General features: G+C 70.7%; 19 protein-coding genes. 16 read left to right on the forward strand and 3 right to left on the reverse strand.

Annotation, left to right across the window (positions count from 1 at the left end; all coding sequences use genetic code 11):
• Nucleotide 1 precedes the first annotated feature (1 nt).
• Entirely contained in the window at nucleotides 2–724 is a 723-nt protein-coding gene (locus BEI_RS06150) for an ABC transporter ATP-binding protein (RefSeq protein ID WP_097788688.1), read from the forward strand.
• 19 nt (nucleotides 725–743) lie between these two features.
• On the opposite strand, the gene BEI_RS06155 is transcribed toward BEI_RS06150, so the two are convergent.
• Nucleotides 744–1,283, reverse strand: a complete 540-nt coding sequence (locus tag BEI_RS06155) for a DUF2062 domain-containing protein (protein WP_097788689.1) — start codon at nucleotides 1,281–1,283, stop codon at nucleotides 744–746.
• 125 nt (nucleotides 1,284–1,408) lie between these two features.
• Here BEI_RS06155 and BEI_RS06160 point away from each other — a divergent pair, with 125 nt between their 5' ends.
• The 9 genes from BEI_RS06160 to murB are packed head-to-tail and all read left to right on the forward strand — an operon-like array spanning nucleotide 1,409 to nucleotide 10,113.
• Nucleotides 1,409–3,691, forward strand: coding sequence for a DNA internalization-related competence protein ComEC/Rec2 (locus BEI_RS06160; protein WP_227644596.1), 2,283 nt, complete (start codon nucleotides 1,409–1,411; stop codon nucleotides 3,689–3,691).
• Between the two features lie 22 nt (nucleotides 3,692–3,713).
• Entirely contained in the window at nucleotides 3,714–4,415 is a 702-nt protein-coding gene (locus tag BEI_RS06165; protein WP_097788691.1) for a MotA/TolQ/ExbB proton channel family protein, read from the forward strand.
• On the forward strand, nucleotides 4,412–4,834 hold the full coding sequence (locus tag BEI_RS06170; protein ID WP_097788692.1) for an ExbD/TolR family protein: 423 nt from the start codon (nucleotides 4,412–4,414) through the stop codon (nucleotides 4,832–4,834). The genes BEI_RS06165 and BEI_RS06170 overlap by 4 nt, the downstream gene beginning before the upstream one ends.
• Nucleotides 4,831–6,576 (forward strand): lipid A export permease/ATP-binding protein MsbA, encoded by a 1,746-nt coding sequence (msbA, locus tag BEI_RS06175; RefSeq protein ID WP_097788693.1) that lies wholly within the window; start codon nucleotides 4,831–4,833, stop codon nucleotides 6,574–6,576. The genes BEI_RS06170 and msbA overlap by 4 nt, the downstream gene beginning before the upstream one ends.
• Nucleotides 6,573–7,571, forward strand: a complete 999-nt coding sequence (gene lpxK / locus BEI_RS06180) for a tetraacyldisaccharide 4'-kinase (RefSeq protein WP_097788694.1) — start codon at nucleotides 6,573–6,575, stop codon at nucleotides 7,569–7,571. Before msbA ends, lpxK begins: the two co-directional genes overlap by 4 nt.
• A gap of 53 nt (nucleotides 7,572–7,624) precedes the next feature.
• A complete protein-coding gene (locus BEI_RS06185) occupies nucleotides 7,625–7,834 on the forward strand; it encodes a Trm112 family protein (protein ID WP_097788695.1) in 210 nt (69 codons plus the stop codon).
• A 10-nt stretch (nucleotides 7,835–7,844) separates the two neighbouring features.
• Nucleotides 7,845–8,618 carry a 3-deoxy-manno-octulosonate cytidylyltransferase gene (gene kdsB / locus BEI_RS06190; protein ID WP_097788696.1) on the forward strand — a complete coding sequence of 258 codons (774 nt, stop codon included), beginning with the start codon at nucleotides 7,845–7,847 and terminating at the stop codon, nucleotides 8,616–8,618.
• Entirely contained in the window at nucleotides 8,618–9,094 is a 477-nt protein-coding gene (locus tag BEI_RS19225) for a low molecular weight protein-tyrosine-phosphatase (protein ID WP_227644597.1), read from the forward strand. The genes kdsB and BEI_RS19225 overlap by 1 nt, the downstream gene beginning before the upstream one ends.
• Nucleotides 9,091–10,113 (forward strand): UDP-N-acetylmuramate dehydrogenase, encoded by a 1,023-nt coding sequence (murB, locus tag BEI_RS06195; RefSeq protein ID WP_227644599.1) that lies wholly within the window; start codon nucleotides 9,091–9,093, stop codon nucleotides 10,111–10,113. The genes BEI_RS19225 and murB overlap by 4 nt, the downstream gene beginning before the upstream one ends.
• An 84-nt stretch (nucleotides 10,114–10,197) precedes the next feature.
• Here the strand turns inward: murB and rne are convergent, their stop codons facing one another.
• On the reverse strand, nucleotides 10,198–13,569 hold the full coding sequence (rne, locus tag BEI_RS06200; RefSeq protein ID WP_097788698.1) for a ribonuclease E: 3,372 nt from the start codon (nucleotides 13,567–13,569) through the stop codon (nucleotides 10,198–10,200).
• Nucleotides 13,570–14,134: 565 nt separating this feature from the next.
• Here rne and BEI_RS06205 point away from each other — a divergent pair.
• From BEI_RS06205 to BEI_RS06215, 3 genes are read left to right on the forward strand one after another with little or no spacing between them, the layout of a single operon-like run.
• Nucleotides 14,135–15,082, forward strand: coding sequence for an RluA family pseudouridine synthase (locus tag BEI_RS06205; RefSeq protein ID WP_097788699.1), 948 nt, complete (start codon nucleotides 14,135–14,137; stop codon nucleotides 15,080–15,082).
• A 12-nt stretch (nucleotides 15,083–15,094) separates the two neighbouring features.
• Complete coding sequence (locus tag BEI_RS06210; RefSeq protein WP_097788700.1) at nucleotides 15,095–15,745, forward strand: HAD family hydrolase; 651 nt, start codon at nucleotides 15,095–15,097, stop codon at nucleotides 15,743–15,745.
• A 23-nt stretch (nucleotides 15,746–15,768) separates the two neighbouring features.
• On the forward strand, nucleotides 15,769–16,860 hold the full coding sequence (locus tag BEI_RS06215) for a S49 family peptidase (protein WP_097788701.1): 1,092 nt from the start codon (nucleotides 15,769–15,771) through the stop codon (nucleotides 16,858–16,860).
• A 140-nt stretch (nucleotides 16,861–17,000) separates the two neighbouring features.
• On the opposite strand, the gene BEI_RS06220 is transcribed toward BEI_RS06215, so the two are convergent.
• Nucleotides 17,001–17,588, reverse strand: coding sequence for a Maf family protein (locus tag BEI_RS06220; RefSeq protein ID WP_097791014.1), 588 nt, complete (start codon nucleotides 17,586–17,588; stop codon nucleotides 17,001–17,003).
• A gap of 115 nt (nucleotides 17,589–17,703) precedes the next feature.
• Here BEI_RS06220 and BEI_RS06225 point away from each other — a divergent pair, with 115 nt between their 5' ends.
• Genes BEI_RS06225 through plsX form a run of 3 tightly spaced genes read left to right on the forward strand, consistent with a single transcriptional unit; the run spans nucleotide 17,704 to nucleotide 19,601 of the window.
• Nucleotides 17,704–18,231 carry a YceD family protein gene (locus BEI_RS06225; RefSeq protein ID WP_097788702.1) on the forward strand — a complete coding sequence of 176 codons (528 nt, stop codon included), beginning with the start codon at nucleotides 17,704–17,706 and terminating at the stop codon, nucleotides 18,229–18,231.
• 32 nt (nucleotides 18,232–18,263) lie between these two features.
• Nucleotides 18,264–18,434, forward strand: coding sequence for a 50S ribosomal protein L32 (rpmF, locus tag BEI_RS06230; protein WP_097788703.1), 171 nt, complete (start codon nucleotides 18,264–18,266; stop codon nucleotides 18,432–18,434).
• Nucleotides 18,435–18,476: 42 nt separating this feature from the next.
• A complete protein-coding gene (gene plsX / locus BEI_RS06235; RefSeq protein WP_097788704.1) occupies nucleotides 18,477–19,601 on the forward strand; it encodes a phosphate acyltransferase PlsX in 1,125 nt (374 codons plus the stop codon).

Genomic DNA, 19,601 nt, shown 5'->3' on the forward strand with positions numbered 1-19,601 from the left:
CATGACCCAGACTATCCCGCGAGACACGGCCGAGCGGGGGGTGATGCTGGCCTGCGAGGGCCTGACCCGCGTCTACCGCGAAGGGCCCCGCGACCTCACCGTGCTCGACGACCTGGCACTCGAGGTGCGGGCCGGGGAGCGCGTGGCGGTGATCGGCAGCTCCGGCTCCGGCAAGACGACCCTGCTCAACCTGCTGGGCGGCCTGGACCGGCCCAGCGCCGGCGAAGTGCGCATCGCCGGACAGCCCCTGCAGGCGCTCGGCGACGCCGAGCTGGGACGGTTCCGCAACCGGCACATCGGTTTCGTCTATCAGTTCCATCACCTGCTCGCCGAGTTCACGGCCCTGGAGAACGCCGCCTTGCCGTTGATCGTGCGTGGCCTGCGCAAGCGGGTGGCCGAGGCGCGGGCCCGGGACCTGCTGGCCCGCGTCGGCATGGAAGGGCGGGCCGACCACAAGCCCGGCGAGCTGTCGGGGGGCGAGCGCCAGCGAGTCGCCATCGCGCGGGCCCTGGTGACCGACCCCAGCCTGGTGCTGATGGATGAGCCCACCGGCAACCTCGACCAGACCACGGCCGCCAGCATCCTGGCACTGATGGACGAGCTGGCGCAGAGCGCGGCCTGCGCCTTCGTGGTCGTCACCCATGACCCGGGCCTGGCCGCCCATCAGGATCGGGTGCTGCGGCTCGATGGGGGGCGCCTGAGTTCCACGCCGAGCCGGGCCTGAGCGTGGCCGACGACCCGCATCACAGACGGTTGCCCAGCCGATAGTCGCGGCGCCGTGCCGCGCGTCGCTTCCAACTGCGCGCCACCTGCCAGCGCCACGCCAGCCGGATGAACAGGCTGCCGGCCAGGCCGGCGAGCAAGGCCGCGAGCAGCGAGCCTGCCGCCAGGGCGGGCAGGATGTCCAGCATCTGCTCGGCCACCCATTCGGTGGACAGGCGATCCGGTGCCGCACGCACCGGCAGGTCCAGGAGCCAGGCGCCGAGCCGGTAGTTGCCATAGAAGATCAGCGGCATCGTCAGGGGGTTGGTGATCCAGACCAGCCCTACCGCCAGGGGCAGGTTGGCCCGCAGCCCCCAGGCGCCCAGCGCCGCCACCGCCATCTGGAAGGGGATCGGCAGCAGGGCACAGAACAGGCCCACGAAGAAGGCGTTGGCCACGCTGCGACGGGACAGCATCCACAGGGAAGGATTGCCGATCAGGTGGCTCATGAAGCGCAAGGAGCGCTGGCGCCTGAGGGTCTCGGGATGAGGCAGATAGCGCTGCAGGAGACGGCGCGGCATGGTGAAGGGGCTCGCGGCTTCGATACCCGAGCTATTATCCATACATGCCGCGTGCCTCGCCATGGCGCCCGTCAACGACCGCCATGGCGCCGATCAGGGATGATGCGATGGGACCTGGATGGGCCATGCCCCTGGCGCTCGCCGCCCTCGGTGGCGTGCTCTCGGGCCATCTCGCTTCCGAGGCCTGGCTGCAGGGCCTCGGCCTGGTGCTGCTGGTCGCGCTGGCGGCTCGCCGCTGGCAGGGTGTCCTGCTGCTGGGCGTGTTCCTGGCGGTCACCCTTCAGGTGCTGCTGCTCAAGGGCGACGAGCTCGCCCCGGGGCTGGCTCGCCAGGACCTGGTGCTGGAAGGACGCCTGGTGGCCGTTTCCCGGCAGACCCGGCTGGCCAGGCTGACCCTGGAGGTCGAGCGATGCCGCCCCCGGTCGCCGGGACTGCCCGCTTGCGAGGGGCTGTCGCGAATCCGCCTGAGCGCCTACGATCCGCCGACGCTGACGGTGGGCGAGCGTTGGCGCCTGGCGGCCCGCCTGCGACCGCCGTCCGGGTTCGCCAACCCCGGCGCCTTCGATTACCGGGCCTGGCTGTGGCGAGAGGGGATCCAGGCCACCGGCTATGTGCGTGACGATCCGCCCCCCAGGAAACTGGCCGACGCTCCCTTCTCGCTGCGCCGGGCGGCACTCGATCACCTCGAGGACCAGGCGCTGTCCCCGCGCCCGCGGCGTTGGCTGGCCGCCCTGACGCTCGGGGCCGGCGAGCGACTCAGCGCGGACGACTGGGCGCTGCTCAATGCCAGCGGCACGACTCACCTGATGGTGATCTCCGGGCTGCATGTGGGGTTGGTGGCGGGCTTCGCGCTCTGGCTCGCCCGGGGACTGGCCCGCGGCCTGGCGCCGGGAGGCTGGCGGATGGCGGTATGGCCCTGGTGGGCCGCCGGGGTGTCGGCCGTCACCTATGCCGGCCTGGCCGGTCTCGAGCCCCCGGCGGCGCGGGCCACGATCATGGTGGTGGTGGGCCTCTGGGCCGCCAGCGGCCGTCATGCCCCCGGGCCCTGGCAGGCCTGGTGGCTGGCCATGGCGCTGGTCGTGCTCGCCGATCCCCTCTCGGTCTGGCGTCCCGGCTTCTGGCTGTCCTTCGCCGCGGTGGCCTGGCTGATCCTGATCTGGCAGGGCAGGCCTCGGCCTCGCGGGGCGCGCGGCTGGGCCTGGGCGCTGGTTCGTACCCAGTTACTGCTGGCGCCGCCGATGGCCGGAGCGGTGCTCCTGGGCTTCGACCGTCTCGCCCCGGTCGCGCCCCTGGTCAACCTGGTCGCGGTCCCCCTGGTGGGCAGCCTGATGGTGCCCCTGGGCCTGGCGGGCTGGGCCCTGGCCTGGGCGCCCCCGCTGTCCGGGGCCTGCTGGGCCCTCTTCGCCTGGTTGGGGGAGAGTCTGGCGAGCCTGCTGGCCGTCGCCACGGACCTCCTGCCGCTGTGGCAACCCGACCCGGCGATGGTCCTGCCCCTGGCGATGGCGCTGGCGGCGCTGGGCCTGGTCTGGGGGCTGCCGGGTCTCGACATCCGATTGCGGTGGTCGGCCACGCCGCTGCTGGCCGCCTTGCCGCTCTGGCCGTCCCCGGCGGTACCCGTACCTGGCGAGCTGCGGGTTCGGGTCCATGACGTGGGGCAGGGCCAGCTGATCGAGCTGCGGACGGCCTCCTACCGGGCGCTGATCGACACCGGCCCGCGCTTCGCTTCCGGCTTCATGCCGTTGACCACCCTCTGGCCCCCCGGGCAGGTGTTCGATGACATCATCGTCAGCCACGGCGACCGGGACCATGCCGGCGGTCTCGAGGGCCTGCTCGACCATCATCGGGTGGGGCGTTTCCTGGCCCCGCCGGAGGACGCCTTGCCGGTCGCCGCCGAGCCTTGCGTGGCGGGCCGTCGCTGGCGGCGGGATGGGGTGGCGTTTCGTCTCCTCTGGCCGCCCGCCAGGATGCGGGGCCTGTCGGACAACGACCGCTCCTGCGTGCTGCTGATCCGGGCGGGGGGCCACGACCTGCTGGTCACCGGCGATGCCGGGGCCCGCGTCGAGGCGACCCTGCTCGAGCGCCCCGAGGGGCCGGTGACCGTGCTGGTGGCGGGCCATCACGGCAGCCGCACCAGCTCGACCCCTCGCTTCGTGCAACGGCTACGCCCCCGCCACGTGATCTTCAGCGCCGGGCGGGGCAACCGCTTCGGCCACCCGGCGCCCGAGGTGGTGAGGCGCTTTCGCCGACAGGGGAGCTGCCTGTGGAACACCGCCCGGGACGGGGCGCTGACCCTGTGGTTGGGGCGGGGGGAGGGCGAGGGGCCGCAGGCGGCCCGCCGGCCGCCCGGTGTCGGAGAGGACTGCCTTGCGTTAGAATCGCCCCCATCGATGCCGGAGGCGCGCCGGTGATTGCTCGAGGGAGGTGACCGCCATGACCATGATGGAGGCCCTGATCGCCGGGGGCTGGCTGATGCTGCCGTTGCTGGGCTGCTCGCTGGTGGCGGCGGTGATCGTCGTCGAACGCCTCTGGACGCTGCGCCCCGGGCGGATCGCCCCTCGTGGCCTCGGCCAGGAGGTCTGCTCCCTGGTGGCGCGTGGCCAGATCAACCTCTATTGGCTGGAGAGTCACTCCCCCCTGGGGGGCGTGCTGGCGGCGGGGCTGCGTAATGCCCGCCTCGGCCACGAGCAGGTCCGGGCCCGCTTCCAGGAGGCCGCCACCGCCGTGGTCCACGACATGGAACGCTTCCTCAGCCCCCTGGGCACCATCGCCTCGATCACCCCCCTGATCGGCCTGCTGGGCACCGTGGTGGGCATGATCGAGGTGTTCGCGGTGATCGTCGCCAGCGATGGCGTGGAACGTACCGCCGACCTGGCCGGCGGCATCTCCCGGGCACTGGTGACCACCGCCGCCGGCCTGACCGTGGCGATTCCCGCCCTGATGTTTCACCGCTACTTCCAGCGGCGGGTGGAGGACATCACCGTGCGCATCGAGGAACAGGCCGGGCAGGTGGTGGAATTCCTGGCCCACTACCCGGGCGACCTGACCCTCGCCGAGCGTCATGAGGTAGAGCCTCGCGAGGGCGCGCGCCCGTCGGACAAGGATGCCGCGACGTCGAGGGCGAAACAGCCATGAGAGTGCCGCGCACGCGACGCGAACCGGTGGAGGTCAACCTCACCCCGCTGATCGACGTGGTCTTCCTGCTGCTGATCTTCTTCATGGTGTCCACCACCTTCGAGACCCGCCAGGCGCTCGAGCTCGAGCTGCCCGAGAGCGTCACCGGGGTCGCCGCCGAGGTGTCGCCGGTGACGGTGGTGGTCACCCCCGACGGCGGCTATCGCCTGGGAGACCGTATCCTCGCCGCCGACGAGCTGGGAGAGGCCCTGGCGGCCGAAGCGGAGCGGGCCCGGGAGCACGGCCTGGTCGTCGAGGCCGATGCCCGGGCCGCCCATGCCGACGTCGTCCGGGTGCTCGACCGGGCCGGCGCCCAGGGCATTCGACGGGTGCGCATCGCCACCGCCGAGGCGACACACACTGAAGCGGAGTCACCGTGAGCGAACAATCGGGCTGGTCCCTCTACAAGCGCCTGCTGGGCTACGTCAGGCCCTATCGGAAGGCCTTCGTCCTGGCCATCCTCGGCTATGCCATCTACGCGGCGTCCAGCACGGCGCTGGCCGAGATGATGAAGCGCCTGATCGATGGCATCCAGGAGCCCGATGCCGCCTTCCGGCTCTGGCTGCCGCTGTTCGTGGTGGGCATGTTCGCCGCCCGCGGCCTGGGGACCTTCCTCGGCACCTACTTCATGAGCCAGGTGGCCCGCAACCTGGTCCATGCTCTGCGCTGCGACGTCTTCAATCACATGCTCCACCTGCCGGGCCGGTTCTTCGATGCCCACAGCTCGGGGCAGCTGATCTCCCGGGTGACCTTCCACGTGGAGCAGGTCACCGGCGCGGCCACCAAGGCCATCACCATCCTGCTGCGCGAGGGGCTCTTCGTCATCGGCCTGGGGGTCTACCTGCTGTGGACCAACTGGATGCTCACCCTGCTGTTCCTGGCCGTGACCCCGTTGATCGGCGGCGTGGTCAGTTATGCCAGCAAGCGTTTCCGGCGCATCTCGCGGCGCATCCAGCACTCCATGGGGGATGTCACCCATGTGGCCTCCGAGGCCCTGTCCGGTTACCGGGTGGTGCGCACCCACGGCGCCGAGGGCTACGAGAAGGCCCGCTTCGCCGAGGCCAGCGAGGCCAACCGCCGCCAGAGCATGAAGGAGGCCCTGACCAAGGCCACCAGCACGCCGGTCATTCAGCTGCTGGTGGCACTCGCGCTGGCGGGGCTGGTGTGGCTGGCCATGTCGCCGACGCTGATGGCGGACATGACGCCCGGCGAGTTCGTGGCCTTCATCACCGCGGCCTCGCTGATGGCCAAGCCGGTGCGCCAGCTCACCGAGATCAACAGCGAGATCCAGAAGGGGATCGCCGCCTCCGGCGAGCTCTTCGGGCTGCTGGAGGAGCCGCCCGAGGCGGACGACGGCACTCGTGAGCCGGATCGGCTCGAGGGGCGGGTGAGCTTCGAGGGCGTGCGATTCGCCTACGGGGTGGATCAGCCCGAGGTGCTCAAGGGCATCGACCTGGAGGTGGCCCCCGGCGAGATGGTGGCCATCGTCGGACGATCGGGGAGCGGCAAGTCCACCCTGATGGGGCTGCTGCCCCGCTTCTATCGGCCAACGGCGGGACGCATCCTGATCGACGGGGTGGCCCTCCAGGAATATCGGCTGGCCCCCCTGCGGCGCTGCATCGCCCTGGTGTCCCAGCAGGTGACCCTGTTCAACGCCTCCATCGCGGACAACATCGCCTACGGCGTGCCCGATGCCGACCCGGCGGCGATCGAGGCCGCGGCCCGAGCCGCCCATGCCCACGAGTTCATCGAGCGCCTGCCACAGGGCTATGCCACCCTGGTCGGCGAGAACGGCGTGATGCTCTCCGGCGGCCAGCGCCAGCGACTGGCCATCGCCCGGGCGATCTTCAAGGACGCGCCCCTGCTGGTCCTCGACGAGGCCACCTCGGCACTGGACTCCGAGTCCGAGCGCCATATCCAGGCCGCCCTGGAGGAGGTCTGCCGGGGGCGCACCACCTTCGTCATCGCCCACCGGCTCTCCACCATCGAGCGGGCCGACCGAATCCTGGTCATGGAGCAGGGCGAGATCGTCGAGCAGGGCACCGATGCCGACCTGCTGGCCCGGGACGGGGCCTATGCGGCCCTGCATCGCCTGCAATTCCAGGACCCCCAGCCGGCATGAGCGGCGGTGTCGGGGAGCGCTGGCTGGAGGCCGCCTATGCGGGCGCGCCGTGGCTGCGAGTCCTGCGGCCCCTGGAGGCGCTCTATCGGCGGGTGGTGGCGGATCGGGCCAGGGCCTATGCCGAAGGGCGACGCCGGGTCTGGCGGGCGCCGGTGCCGGTCATCGTGGTCGGCAACATCACCCTCGGCGGAACCGGCAACGCGCCGCCCCTGGCCTGGCTGGCCCGCCGTCTGCAGGAGCGCGGGCGACGCCCGGGGATCCTGTCCCGGGGTTACGGGGGCAAGGCCGAGCGTTATCCGCTGTGGGTCACCGCCGACACGCCGCCGACGTCCTGCGGCGACGAGCCACGCATGCTGGCCGAGCAGACCGGGGTCCCGGTGGTGGTCGACCCGGACCGGCCACGGGGCGGCCGGCGGTTGCTGGAAGCCGGTTGCGATATCCTGCTCTCCGACGACGGCTTGCAGCACCTCGCCCTGGGGCGCGACCTGGAGCTCCTGGTGGTGGACGGCCACCGCGGCCTCGGCAACGGCCACTGCCTGCCCGCCGGGCCCCTGCGCGAGCCGCGGGAGCGCGTCGCCACGGTGGATGCCGTGATCGTCAACGGCGAGCCGCGCCGGGACCTGCCCGTCGCGGCGCATCGCATGACCCTGGCGCCGTCCGGCTGGCGCTCCCTCGACGACGGCGCGCGGTATCCCGTCTCGCCGCCCCCCTTCCGCGGCCCGGTGCATGCGGTGGCCGGTATCGGCCGTCCGGCGCGCTTCTTCGCCACCCTGGAGGCCCTTGGCATCGCCCATGTGGCGCATTCCTTCGGCGATCATCACCGCTTCACCGCCGATGACCTGGCCTTCGGTGACGATCGTCCCCTGGTGATGACCGCCAAGGATGCGGTCAAGTGCCGCGGCCTGGCCTCCGGGGAGGCGTGGGTACTGGAAGTGGAGGCGATCCCCGATCCCGATTTCGTCGCCTGGCTGGATGGCCGCCTGGCGACACTCTGACCATCCGGGCGTCGCGCGGACGCGACGCCCTCGCTGATCACGGAGGCGTGACAATGGACAAGGAACTGCTGGCGATGCTGGTCTGCCCGCTGTGCAAGGGCAAGCTGAAATACGATCGGCAGGCCGAGGAGCTGCTCTGCCGCTTCGACGGCCTGGCCTATCCGGTGCGGGATGGCATCCCGGTGATGCTCCCCGAGGAGGCCCGGCACCTGGAGGTGGACGAGAAGCTCCCGCCGTCGTCGGGTCATCGGGACGAGGCCTGAGGAAGCGACCATGCAGGATTTCATCGCCGTCATCCCGGCCCGTTTCGCCTCGAGCCGCCTGCCGGGCAAGCCGCTGCTGGACATCGCCGGGATGCCCATGGTGGCCCACGTCTGGCAGCGCGCCTCGGCCAGCGCCGCCGGGCGAGTGGTGGTGGCCACCGACGACGAGCGCATCCGCGATGCGCTGGCGCCCCTCGGCGCCGAGGTCGTGATGACCCGGGACGATCATCCCTCCGGGACCGACCGGCTGGCCGAGGTGGCCGATCACCTGGGGCTGGCCGAGGATGCCGTCCTGGTCAACGTGCAGGGCGACGAGCCGCTGATCCCGCCGGCCCTGATCGATCAGGTGGCGGCAAGGCTGTTCGATGATCCGGGAGCCTCCATCGCCACCCTCGCCGAGCCCATCACCGACGTCGAGACCCTCTTCAACCCCAATGCGGTCAAGGTGGTGCGCGCGCTGTCGGGGCGGGCGCTGTACTTCTCCCGGGCGCCCATCCCCTGGGATCGCGAGGCCTTCGCGGCCCGTCCCGACTGGCTCGAGACCGATGCCTGGCTTCGCCACATCGGGCTCTATGCCTATCGGGCGAGCTTCCTGGCCGAGTATCGCCATTGGCCGCCGTCCCCCCTGGAGCGTCTCGAGCAGCTGGAGCAACTGCGGGCCCTGCATCACGGCCACGCCATCCAGGTGGCCCTGGCCACCCAGGCGCATCCGGCCGGCGTGGATACGCCGCAGGACCTGGCTCGGGTGCGTGATGTCTTGAGTCAACCCCAAGGAGACCAGTGATGCGAGTGCTCTTCGTCTGCCTGGGCAACATCTGCCGATCGCCCACCGCCGAGGGGATGTTTCGCCGCCACCTCACGGAGGCGGGACTCGACGGACGGGTCGAGGTCGACTCCTGCGGTATCGGGTCATGGCACCTGGGCAAGGCACCGGACCCTCGGGCGCAGGCGGCCGCGGCCTCCCGCGGACTGGATCTTTCCGCGCTGCGGGCCCGGCAACTCGACGATCGGGACTTCGACCGGTTCGACTACCTGCTGGCCATGGACGAGGACAACCTGTCCGTCCTTCAGGCCCGGCGTCCCGCCGACTGCGCCGCCCATGTGGGGCTCCTGCTCGAGTTCGCCGGGTTTCCGGGCCGGGCGGTGCCCGACCCCTACTACGGGGGCGACGCCGGCTTCGAGGAGGTCCTCGACCTGGTCGAGGCCGCCTCCCGGGGCCTGCTCACGGCGGTGCGCGATCGCCTGGAGCGGACCCCTTGAGCGTCGCCATCCGAACCGAGGTCGACCTCGCCCAGGCCAATACCCTGGGGCTGCCATGCATCGCCGAGCGCCTGGTGCGGCCTGGCAGCACGGCCGCGCTCCAGGCCGCCCTGGCCCTGGCGCGAGCCGAGGATTGGCCGACTCTGGTGCTCGGTGGAGGCAGCAACCTGATCCTGCCCGAGCGCCTGTCCGGCCTGGTGATTCGCCCCGCCATGGACGCCTGGTGGCAGGAGGAGGCCGAGGGCGACACCGTTCGTGTGCATGTCGAGGCCGGTGTGGTCTGGCACGACCTGGTCATGGCCCTGGCCGCCCGCGGCCTCTGGGGGCTGGAGAACCTGGCATTGATTCCCGGTCATTGCGGGGCGGCACCGATCCAGAACATCGGCGCCTATGGCGTGGAGCTCGGCGAGGCGCTCGAGGCCGTGCACCTCGTGTACCTCGACGATGGGCGAGAGGTCGTGCTGGGAGCCGAGGATTGTGCCTTCGGCTATCGCGACAGCATCTTCAAGGGAAGCCTGGCCGGTCGAGTGGTCATCACCCGCCTGGTGCTGCGCCTTTCGCGCCGGGCCGCGCCGCGACTGGCCTACGGGGACCTGGCGAACCGGGTCGGGCCGGCCCCCACCCCCTTGGCGGTGGCGGAGGCGGTATGCGCGGTGCGTCGCGAGAAGCTGCCCGATCCCGCCCGGCTCGGCAACGCCGGCAGCTTCTTCAAGAATCCGGTGGTGGCGTCGGAGCAGGCCGAGGCGCTGCTCAGGGAGCACCCCGACATGCCGTGGTTCCCGCAGCCGGCCGGCAGGGTCAAGCTGGCGGCCGGCTGGCTGATCGATCGCTGCGGGCTCAAGGGCTGGCGCCATGGGCATTTCGGCGTCCATGACCGTCAGGCCCTGGTGCTGGTGCATCATGGCGGGGGCAGTGCGACGGAGCTGCTCGCGTTCGCGGAACGCGTGGCCGGAGCCGTCGAGGACCGCTTCGGCATCGTGCTGGAGCGTGAGCCCCGCCTGGCGGGGGAGGGCGCCTAGCCTTCCCGTCCTCCTTCCCCGGCCTCCAAACGACAACGCCCGTGGCATCTGCCACGGGCGTTGTTGCTTCAGGGGGGGGCGGGCTCAGCCCTTGTTGCCTTCCTGACGCTTGGCTTCCTGCTCACGCCGACGGATCTCTCGAGGGTCGTTGTGGGCGCGGCGGCGACGCCGGCGGGGCGCCGGCTTCTCGGCCTGAGACTGCGACTCGGATTCGGTCCTGGCCTCGGGCTCCGGCTTCGCTTCGGGCTTGGTTTCGGCCTTGGGCTCCGGCTTGGCCTCGGCCTTGGGCTCCGGTTGGGCCTCGGCCTTGGCTTGCGGCTGGGCCTCGGCCTTGGCTTGCGGCTTGGGCTCGGCCTTGGGCTCCGGCTTGGTCTCGGCCTTGGGCTCCGGCTTGGCCTCGGCCTTGGCTTGCGGCTGGGCTTCGGCCTTGGCTTCCGGCTGGGGCTCGGCCTTGGGCTCCGGCTGGGTCTCGGCCTTGGCCTCGGCCTGGGTTTCCGGCTTCGCTTCGGGCTTGGCCTCGGCCTTGGGCTCGGCCTTGGCTTGCGGCTTGGGCTCGGCCTTGGCTTGCGGCTTGGTCTCGGCCTTGGGCTCCGGCTGGGGCTCGGCCTTGGGCTCCGGCTGGGTCTCGGCCTTGGCCTCGGCCTGGGTTTCCGGCTTCGTTTCGGGCTTGGCCTCGGCCTTGGGCTCCGGCTTCGTTTCGGGCTTGGGCTCGGCCTTGGCTTGCGGCTGGGTCTCGGCCTTGGGCTCCGGCTTGGCCTCGGCCTTGGGCTCCGGCTTGGCCTCGGCCTTGGGCTCCGGCTTGGCCTCGGCCTTGGGCTCCGGCTTGGCCTCGGCCTTGGGCTCCGGCTTGGCCTCGGCCTTGGGCTCCGGCTTGGGCTCGGCCTTGGCTTCCGGCTTCGCTTCGGGCTTGTCCTCGGCCTCGGCCTTGGGCTCCGGCTTCGCTTCGGGCTTGGGCTCGGCCTTGGGTTCCGGCTTGGGCTCGGCCTTGGCTTCTGGCTTCGCTTCGGGCTTGGGCTTGGGCTTGGCTTGCGGCTTGGGCTCGGCCTTGGCTTCCGGCTTCGCTTCGGCCTTGGGCTCCGGCTTGGCCTCGGCCTTGGGCTGCGACTCGGTGTCAGCCTGAGGGGGCGCCTGAACTTCCTCCGTAGCGGTCGCCTGGGCGGCTTCCGCCTGGAGGCGTTCCTGCTCGGCCACGGCCGCCGGGTTCAAGGCATGCTGACGGCGACGCTGACGCGGATTGTTGCGGGTGCGCTGGGGCTTGGCCTCGGTCGTCGCGGCCTGCTCGACGGCCTCGCGCTTCTGCGGCTTGGCCTCGGGCCTGGTGCCTTCCGCCTGGGCCTGCTGTGGCTTGCGTGCCTCCTGTCCCTTGCGCTCCTGGGGCTTGCGCGCCTCCGAAGGGCGACCCTCGTCCTGGCGACGGCCGCGCCCCCCGCGGCCTCCGCGGCCCTGGCCTTCGGTCGCCTCCGGCTTGGCCTTGTCCTCGGCCTGGCGCTGGGACCTGGGCGAGCGACTTTCCCCGCGTCCCGCCTCGCTGCGTTCCGCGCCCTGACCGCCGCGCCGGCCTCGCTGACGGCCGTTGCCGCTACCGGACCTGGTGCCGCGCTGCTCCTCGCGTCCCTTGGGAGCGCCCTGGCGGGCGGACGCCGCCTGACGTGACTGGGCGTCGCGGGACTCTTTGGGTTCGGCGGTCTCCTGGCCGCTCTCCTCGCTGCCCAGCAGGCGGGCGAAGCCCTTCACCAGGCGACCCAGGACCCCTTCGCGCGCCGCCGGCACGGGCGGCGCGGTCTCGGTCTTGGCGGCCGCCGGAGCTGCCGGCTTGGATGAGGCGTCTTCCTGCAACGAAGCCGGCGCCGGCTCGTGGTGGACGACGGTCTTCACCGCCGCCTCGTCGCGCTTGACCGGCTTGCCGAAGGCGGCTTCCGGCTCCTTGCCCACCTCGGTCTCCATGGGGAGCTCGTAGCTGGACTTCTGGGCCGTGCCTTCCTCGTCGACATGATCGTCGCGCAGGCGCTGGACGTCGTAGTGCGGGGTGTCCATGTCGGGGTGCGGCAGCAGCACCACGCGCACGCCCTGGCGACGCTCGATGTCGGCCAGCACGGCCCGCTTCTCGTTGAGCAGGTAGGTGGCCACCGGCACCGGCAGGATGGCGCGGATCTGGGCGCTGCGCTCCTTCATGGCCTCTTCCTCGATGAGGCGCATGATGGACAGCGAGATGGAGCGCACGTCGCGGATGGTGCCCTGGCCGACGCAGCGCGGGCAGACCACGCCGCTGGTCTCGCCGAGGGACGGGCGCAGGCGCTGGCGGGACATCTCCATCAGGCCGAAGCGCGAGATGCGGCCGATCTGCACCCGGGCGCGGTCGAGCTTGAGCGCATCGCGCATCCGGTTCTCGACCTCGCGCTGGTTGCGCGCCGGGCTCATGTCGATGAAGTCGATGACCACCAGGCCGCCGATGTCACGCAGCCGCAACTGGCGGGCGATCTCGTCGGCGGCTTCCAGGTTGGTCTGCAGCGCCGTCTCCTCGATGTCGCTGCCCCGGGTGGCGCGTGCCGAGTTGATGTCGATGGAGACCAGTGCCTCGGTGTGGTCGATGACGATGGACCCGCCGGAGGGCAGCTTGACCTCCCGCTCGTAGGCGGTCTCGATCTGCGACTCGATCTGGAAGCGGGAGAACAGCGGTACCTCGTCGGCGTAGCGCTTGATCTTCTGCTGGTAGGAGGGCATGACCTGGCGGATGAAGGCCAGGGCCTCCTGATGCACCTGCTCGTTGTCGATCAGCACCTCGCCGATGTCCTGGCGCAGGTAGTCGCGCATGGCGCGGATGATGACGTTGGACTCGCGGTAGATCAGGAAGGGAGCGGGGCGCTTGCCGGCTTCCTCGGTGATCGACTCCCACACCTGCACCAGGTAGTCCAGGTCCCACTGCAGCTCCTCGGGAGAGCGGCCGATGCCGGCGGTGCGCACGATCAGGCCCATCTTGTCGGGCACGGTCAGCTGGCTCATGGCTTCCTTGAGCTGCGCCCGCTCCTCGCCCTCGATGCGCCGCGAGATGCCGCCGGCGCGAGGGTTGTTGGGCATCAGCACCAGGAAGCGGCCGGCCAGGCTGATGAAGGTGGTCAGCGCCGCGCCCTTGTTGCCGCGCTCCTCCTTGTCGACCTGGACGATGACTTCCTGGCCTTCCTTGAGCACTTCCTTGATGCTGGGGCGGCCCGAGGGCTCCTTGATGAAGTACTCGCGGGAGATTTCCTTGAGGGGGAGGAAGCCGTGACGCTCGGCGCCGAAGTCGACGAAGGCGGCTTCGAGGGAGGGTTCGACGCGGGTGATCTTGCCGCGGTAGATGTTGGCTTTCTTCTGCTCCCGGGCACCGGATTCGATGTCCAGGTCATACAGGCGTTGTCCATCGACCAGTGCGACGCGCAGCTCTTCGGGCTGGGTCGCGTTGATGAGCATCCTTTTCATGTCGTCTCGCAAAATGGACGCGCCGGTGGGCGCCCATGGGCAACGACGAAGGCGAACCGCTGGGTGCTGCGTGCTTGTGCTCAGCGCATGGCGCGGATGCGGAATTGCGCCCGGCCGTGTCGGGGCCCGATGATGCAGGCGGCCCGGCACGGCATGTTCATGTTGAGTACGGGGCGGAGGCAGGACATGTCTCGGCGGGTCTTCGCCCATCCGGCCCTGCGGTCACCGCCAACACCTGGCATTCATCGATTCGCCAACGCCGGCCTCCGGCACGATGTGGTACGTATCCCGTGATCACCGCTCGCTCGTGTCGAGCGACGCGGGGCGGGCGTGGCGTTGTATCGCTTGCTTGTCGGCGGCGGGACCTCGAAACGGCGAGGGTCGTCGCGGCCTGATCTTTTCGCTCCGGCCTGCGTGTCTGTCGTGCAGGCGCTCGTACGGGCATTCCTGCCCACTGGAGCGAATTGGCAATATAACAGTAAAGGGGGTGCCCAGCAATTGGCGGCAGGATGGCGCGCACTGCGATAGAATGCGGCTCTCACGCAGATTCCCGAGGGAGGAATGCATGGCCGAGGGCCGCGAGGTGCAATGGGTGGAAGTGACCGAGGGGCAGGTGGGCCAGCGGGTCGACAACTTCCTGATGACGCGTATCAAGGGGGCGCCCCGGGCGCTGATCTACCGCATCGTCCGCAAGGGCGAGGTGCGGGTGAACAAGAAGCGCGTCAAGGCCGATACCCGCCTGGCGCTGGGTGACGTGGTGCGCATCCCGCCGCTCCGGCTCGCTCCCCGGGAGGCGATCCGCGAGGTCAGCGACAACCTGCGCAACCTGCTCGCCGGCAGCGTCCTGCTCGAGGGCCGCGACTGGTTGGTGATCAACAAGCCCTCGGGGCTCGCCGTTCATGGCGGCAGCGGGGTCAAGATCGGCCTGATCGAGGCGCTGCGCCAGGTCCGCGAGGACCTCGACTTCCTCGAGCTGGTGCACCGCCTGGACCGCGACACCTCCGGCTGCCTGCTGCTGGCCAAGTCGCGCCCCGCGCTGCTGACCCTGAACGAGGCGCTCAAGCAACACCGCATGACCAAGCAGTACCTGGCGCTGGTCGCCGGCCGCTGGCCCGTGCGGAGGGATTTCGTCAGCGCGAGGCTGGATCGCTTCGATGCCGGCAACGGCGAACGTCGGGTGCGGGTCGATGCCGCCGGCAAGGTGGCCCGGACCCGCTTCGCCGTGCGCGAGACCTTCAGCGGCGCGAGCCTGGTCGAGGCCGAACCCATCACCGGCCGGACCCACCAGATCCGCGTGCATGCCGCCCATGCCGGCCACCCGTTGCTCGGCGACGACAAGTACGGCAGCCGCGAGGGTGGGCGGATCGCCGCCCGCCTCGGGTTGTCCCGGCTCTTCCTGCATGCCGCCTCCCTGACCTTCCCCGAACCCACCAGCGGCAAGCCCGTGAGCATCCGTGCCCCCCTGGGGGAGGAGCTCGACGGCGTGCTTGCCCGGGCCCGCGAGGCCCGCTGAACCGGAGCCAAGATGCGATACCGACTGATGATCTTCGACTGGGACGGCACCCTGATGGACTCGGTGGCGCGCATCGTCGCCTGCATGCAGGCCGCGGGGCGTGACATCGGCTGGGGCGAGCTGCCCGAGGCGAGCGTGCGCGACATCATCGGCCTGGGGCTGCCCGAGGCCATCGCCAAGCTGTGTCCCGGCATCGACCCGGACCGCGCCGAGGCCCTGCGAAGCCGCTACGCCTATCACTTCGTCGAGGGCGACGTCACCCCGATGCCCTTCTATCCCGGCGTGGCCGAGGGGATCGCCCGCCTGCGCGGCGATGGCCGGACTCGCCTGGCGGTGGCCACCGGCAAGAGCCGGCGAGGGCTCGATCGCATCTTTCGTGAGAGCGAGTGCGGTCACTGGTTCCATGCCAGCCGCACCGCCGACGAGACCCGCTCCAAGCCCCACCCGCAGATGCTCGAGGAGCTGCTCGACGAGTTGGGCGTGCCGGCGGAGGAGGCGGTGATGATCGGTGACACCGAGTACGACCTGGAGATGGCTCGGGCGCTGGGCATGGATCGTGTCGCCGTGACCTATGGCGTGCACGCTCCGGATCGCCTGGCGGCGAGTCGTCCGGTGTTCACCGCCGAGGCCTTTCCGGAACTCATCGACTGGTTGCATGCCTGACCGGCACCAAGGAGGCAAGCGTCATGGGTGACGATCGACACGACGACTGGACCCAGGGGCCGGAGCTCAGCGCCGAGCAGGCTCGGCGAGAACGGGAGCGGCGCCAGTCATCCCCGGGAGCGCAGCAGGCGGCGCCCGGCGAGGATGCCGAGACGCTGCGCGAGCGCCAGCGGCTGGCGCAGCAGGCCATGCTCGATCGCTGGATCGACGGCGTGCTCGCCGAGCAGCGTCGTTCGCGGCGCTGGAAGCTGTTCTTCCGCTTTCTCGTCGTCCTGCTGATCCTGGCCTCGCTGGGCACCACCCTCTTCGGCGTCTTCCTGGCCCCGGGGCCGATGGGGGCGGAGGGCCCGCACCTGGGGGTGGTGCGCGTGGAGGGGGTGATCGATCGGGAGTCCCGAGCCAGCGCCGAGCGCATCCTCGAGGGCGTCGAGCGCGCCTGGGAGGCCCCCGGCGCGGAGGCGGTGGTGCTGCACATCGACAGCCCCGGCGGCAGTCCGGTCCAGTCCCAGCGGATCTTCGCGGAGCTGATGCGTCTGCGGGAGCAGGGCGACAAGCCGATCCTCGCGGTGATCGAGGACATCGGCGCCAGCGGCGCCTACTACATCGCCGCCGCGGCCGACGAGATCCATGCCGCCCCGGCCAGCCTGGTGGGATCGATCGGCGTCATCCACGCCGGCTTCGGGTTCCAGGAGGCCATCGATCGCCTCGGCGTGGAGCGGCGGGTGTTCACGGCGGGCGAGAACAAGGCCTTCCTCGATCCTTTCTCGCGCATCGCCCCGGAGCAGCGAGCCTTCTGGCAGGACGTGCTCGCCACCACTCACCAGCAGTTCATCGACGACGTGAAGGCCGGTCCCGGAGCTCGCCTGGCCGACGACGAGCGGCTGTTCAGCGGGCTCATCTGGACCGGCGAGCAGGCCCGGGAGCTTGGCCTGGTGGATGGCCTGGCCAGCCTCGACGACCTCGCCAGGAAGCGCCTGGCGACGCCGCGCGTGCAGGACTACACCCCGAGGCTCGACCCCTTCGAGCGCCTGGCGCGGCGCTTCGGCCGGGTCGTTGCCGAATGGGCGGGCCTGCCCCGCGCCGACTCGCCGGTGCGCTACCAACTCGCCCCCTGACGGGGAGCTCGAAGCTGGAAGAGCGGCGCTTCGCGCCTGGAAGCTGGAAGACAGCCTGAATCCGCCAAAGGAGGAATCTTCCAGCTTCAAGCTTACGTCCGCGCAGCGGGCGATCTTCCAGCTCCCGGCGAAGCCGGGGTTTATCGCTCGCCGAGCGGGTCCAGCCCGGCCACGCGCAGCAGCTCGCAGAGCCGGATCAGCGGCAGGCCGATCAGGGCATTGGGGTCGTCGCCCTCCAGGCGCTCGAACAGGGCGATGCCGAGCCCTTCCATGCGGAAGCTGCCGGCGCTGTCCAGCGGCCGCTCCCGGGCGACATAGCGGGCGATCTCGTCCTCGTCGAGCGAGCGGAAGAGCACGTCGAAGCGTTCGTGGCAGACCCGGTGGCTGCCCCGCCGGGTGTCGATCAGCGCCAGGCCGGTCAGGAAGCTCACCCTGCGTCCCGAGAAGCGCGCGAGCTGGGCTCGGGCGGCGGCCTCGTCCTCGGGCTTGCCCAGTACCTCGTCCTCGAAGACCGCCACCTGGTCGGAGCCGATGATCAGGTGGTCCGGCCAGGCCTCGGCGAGCCGTTCGGCCTTGGCCAGGGAGAGTCGGTGCACCAGCGCCCGGGGGGACTCGCCGGGACGGGGCGTCTCGTCGATGTCCGGGCTCTCCCAGGCATAGGGAAGCTCCAGTCGGTCGAGCAGTTGGCGGCGGTATCGCGAGCTCGAGGCGAGCACCAGGCGTGGCATGGCAGGGTCCTCCAACAGGATGAACGGCTTGGATTCTTGGTCGCTGGCGGGCATTGTAACCGCGAATCAAGCGGGCTTTGACAGGGGGGAGGGGAGTGCCTATCATTGCGCGCCTATGTTGACCTCACGACTCCCGGGCAGGGTCGAGCCCTACAAGCTCGCCGCACATGCCGAACATCTCGAAGGCCTGGTGGCGCTGGGCGATCTGCCTCGGCTGGCCGAGGAGATCGGCGCCCAGCAGGGCGAGGCGCGGGTGTGGCTGGATTTCGCCATCGACGCCCAGGGGCGTCGGGTGATCCGTGGCCATCTCGAGGCCGAGCTCCAGCTGCCCTGTCGCCGCTGCCTGTCGCCCCTGGCGGAACTCGTCGAGAGCGACTTCCTGCTCGGCATGGTGACCAGCGACGCCCTGGCGGCCGATCTGCCGAGCACCCACGAGCCGGTGCTGGTGGAGAACGAACAGCTGAACCTGCTGGCGGTGGTCGAGGACGAGCTGATCCTCAGCCTCCCCCAGGTGGTTTACCACGACGAGGCCGAGTGCGCGGTTTCGCGAGACCAGCTGACCAGTGGGGCGGGGGCCGATTCATCGGACTCGCCCTCCGAGAGTCCCTTCGACGTGCTCAAGCGTCTCAAGGGCAAAACCTGATACCTCATCGATTCACTCTGGAGTGATATCTCATGGCAGTTCAACAGAACCGCAAGACCCGTTCCAAGCGCGGCATGCGTCGCAGCCACGATGCCCTGACCGGCCAGGCCCTGTCCCAGGACAAGGAAACCGGTACCACTCACCTGCGCCACCACGTCTCTCCGGACGGGTTCTATCGCGGTCGCAAGGTCGTCGACGCCTGAGGCGACACGAGACTCGACCCGCCGTGATGCCTGGCCGCTGAGATGCGGATCGCCGTCGATGCCATGGGAGGGGATCTGGGTCCCCGCGCCACCGTCGCCGGTGCGGCCAGCGCCGTCATGGCCGACCCCGATCTCGAGATCCGGCTGTTCGGCCCTGCCGCCCGGCTGGAGGACGAGATCTCCCGGCTGCCGCGGTCCCTGGCCGCGGCGCCGTCACGTCTGCACGTCACCCACGCTCCCGATGTGGTCCGCCAGGACCAGCGGCCGGCCCAGGCCCTTCGCCATGGCCAGGACAGCAGCATGGCCGCCATGCTGGATTGCCTGGTCCACGGCGAGGCCGAGGCCGGGGTCAGCGCCGGCAACACCGGGGCGCTGATGGCGCTGTCCCGCCGCGCCCTGGGGACCGTGGGCGGCGTGCCGCGTCCGGCGATCAGCACCGCCATCCCCACCCGGGGCGAAGGACGTTGCTACCTGCTGGACCTGGGCGCCAACGTCGACGTGGGGGCGGCGCGACTGATCGATTTCGCCCTGATGGGGGAGGTCATGTCGCGCCAGATGGACGGCCTTGCGCACCCTCGGGTCGCCCTGCTCAACGTCGGCGTCGAGGGTACCAAGGGGACCGTCAGCGTGCAGCAGGCCGACGAGGCGTTGCGACGGCTTTCCGGATTGAACTACATCGGCTTCATCGAGGGGGACGGCATCTTCTCCGGCGAGGCCGATGTGGTAGTCTGCGACGGCTTCGTCGGCAACGCCGTGCTCAAGGCCAGCGAGGGGCTGGCACGGATGCTGGTGCATCGCGTGCAGGCGACCTTCGATGCCCACTGGACGAGTCGGCTGGTGGGGCTGCTGGCGCGGCCGGCGTTGGCCCGATTGCGCCGCGAGCTCGACCCGGTGCGCTACAACGGCGCGAGCCTGCTGGGGCTGGATGGCATCGTCATCAAGAGCCACGGCAGCGCCGATGCCGCGGGCTTTCGCTTCGCCGTGGCCCGGGCCGTGCAGGAGGTGCGCCATGCCGTGGCCGGGCGGCTGGCCGAGGAGCTCGAGCTTCGACGGTCCGCCGTCGATTCGGTCGTCGGTGACGGTCGAATCGACAGCGGATCCAGGATTCTCGGTCCCGGCGTCAAGGAGTCGGTCGGGACCGCGGCAAGCCAACAAGAGCAAAGGTGA

The sequence above is a fragment of the Halomonas beimenensis genome (genome assembly GCF_002549795.1).
Lineage (GTDB): Bacteria > Pseudomonadota > Gammaproteobacteria > Pseudomonadales > Halomonadaceae > Halomonas > Halomonas beimenensis.

Coding starts and splice junctions, on each gene's coding strand:
- BEI_RS06150 (WP_097788688.1), top strand. CDS start 2: ATGACCCAGACTATCCCGCGAGACACGGCCGAGCGGGGGGTGATGCTG.
- BEI_RS06155 (WP_097788689.1), bottom strand. CDS start 1,283: ATGCCGCGCCGTCTCCTGCAGCGCTATCTGCCTCATCCCGAGACCCTC.
- BEI_RS06160 (WP_227644596.1), top strand. CDS start 1,409: ATGCCCCTGGCGCTCGCCGCCCTCGGTGGCGTGCTCTCGGGCCATCTC.
- BEI_RS06165 (WP_097788691.1), top strand. CDS start 3,714: ATGACCATGATGGAGGCCCTGATCGCCGGGGGCTGGCTGATGCTGCCG.
- BEI_RS06170 (WP_097788692.1), top strand. CDS start 4,412: ATGAGAGTGCCGCGCACGCGACGCGAACCGGTGGAGGTCAACCTCACC.
- lpxK (WP_097788694.1), top strand. CDS start 6,573: ATGAGCGGCGGTGTCGGGGAGCGCTGGCTGGAGGCCGCCTATGCGGGC.
- BEI_RS06185 (WP_097788695.1), top strand. CDS start 7,625: ATGGACAAGGAACTGCTGGCGATGCTGGTCTGCCCGCTGTGCAAGGGC.
- kdsB (WP_097788696.1), top strand. CDS start 7,845: ATGCAGGATTTCATCGCCGTCATCCCGGCCCGTTTCGCCTCGAGCCGC.
- BEI_RS19225 (WP_227644597.1), top strand. CDS start 8,618: ATGCGAGTGCTCTTCGTCTGCCTGGGCAACATCTGCCGATCGCCCACC.
- rne (WP_097788698.1), bottom strand. CDS start 13,569: ATGAAAAGGATGCTCATCAACGCGACCCAGCCCGAAGAGCTGCGCGTC.
- BEI_RS06205 (WP_097788699.1), top strand. CDS start 14,135: ATGGCCGAGGGCCGCGAGGTGCAATGGGTGGAAGTGACCGAGGGGCAG.
- BEI_RS06210 (WP_097788700.1), top strand. CDS start 15,095: ATGCGATACCGACTGATGATCTTCGACTGGGACGGCACCCTGATGGAC.
- BEI_RS06215 (WP_097788701.1), top strand. CDS start 15,769: ATGGGTGACGATCGACACGACGACTGGACCCAGGGGCCGGAGCTCAGC.
- BEI_RS06220 (WP_097791014.1), bottom strand. CDS start 17,588: ATGCCACGCCTGGTGCTCGCCTCGAGCTCGCGATACCGCCGCCAACTG.
- BEI_RS06225 (WP_097788702.1), top strand. CDS start 17,704: ATGTTGACCTCACGACTCCCGGGCAGGGTCGAGCCCTACAAGCTCGCC.
- rpmF (WP_097788703.1), top strand. CDS start 18,264: ATGGCAGTTCAACAGAACCGCAAGACCCGTTCCAAGCGCGGCATGCGT.
- plsX (WP_097788704.1), top strand. CDS start 18,477: ATGCGGATCGCCGTCGATGCCATGGGAGGGGATCTGGGTCCCCGCGCC.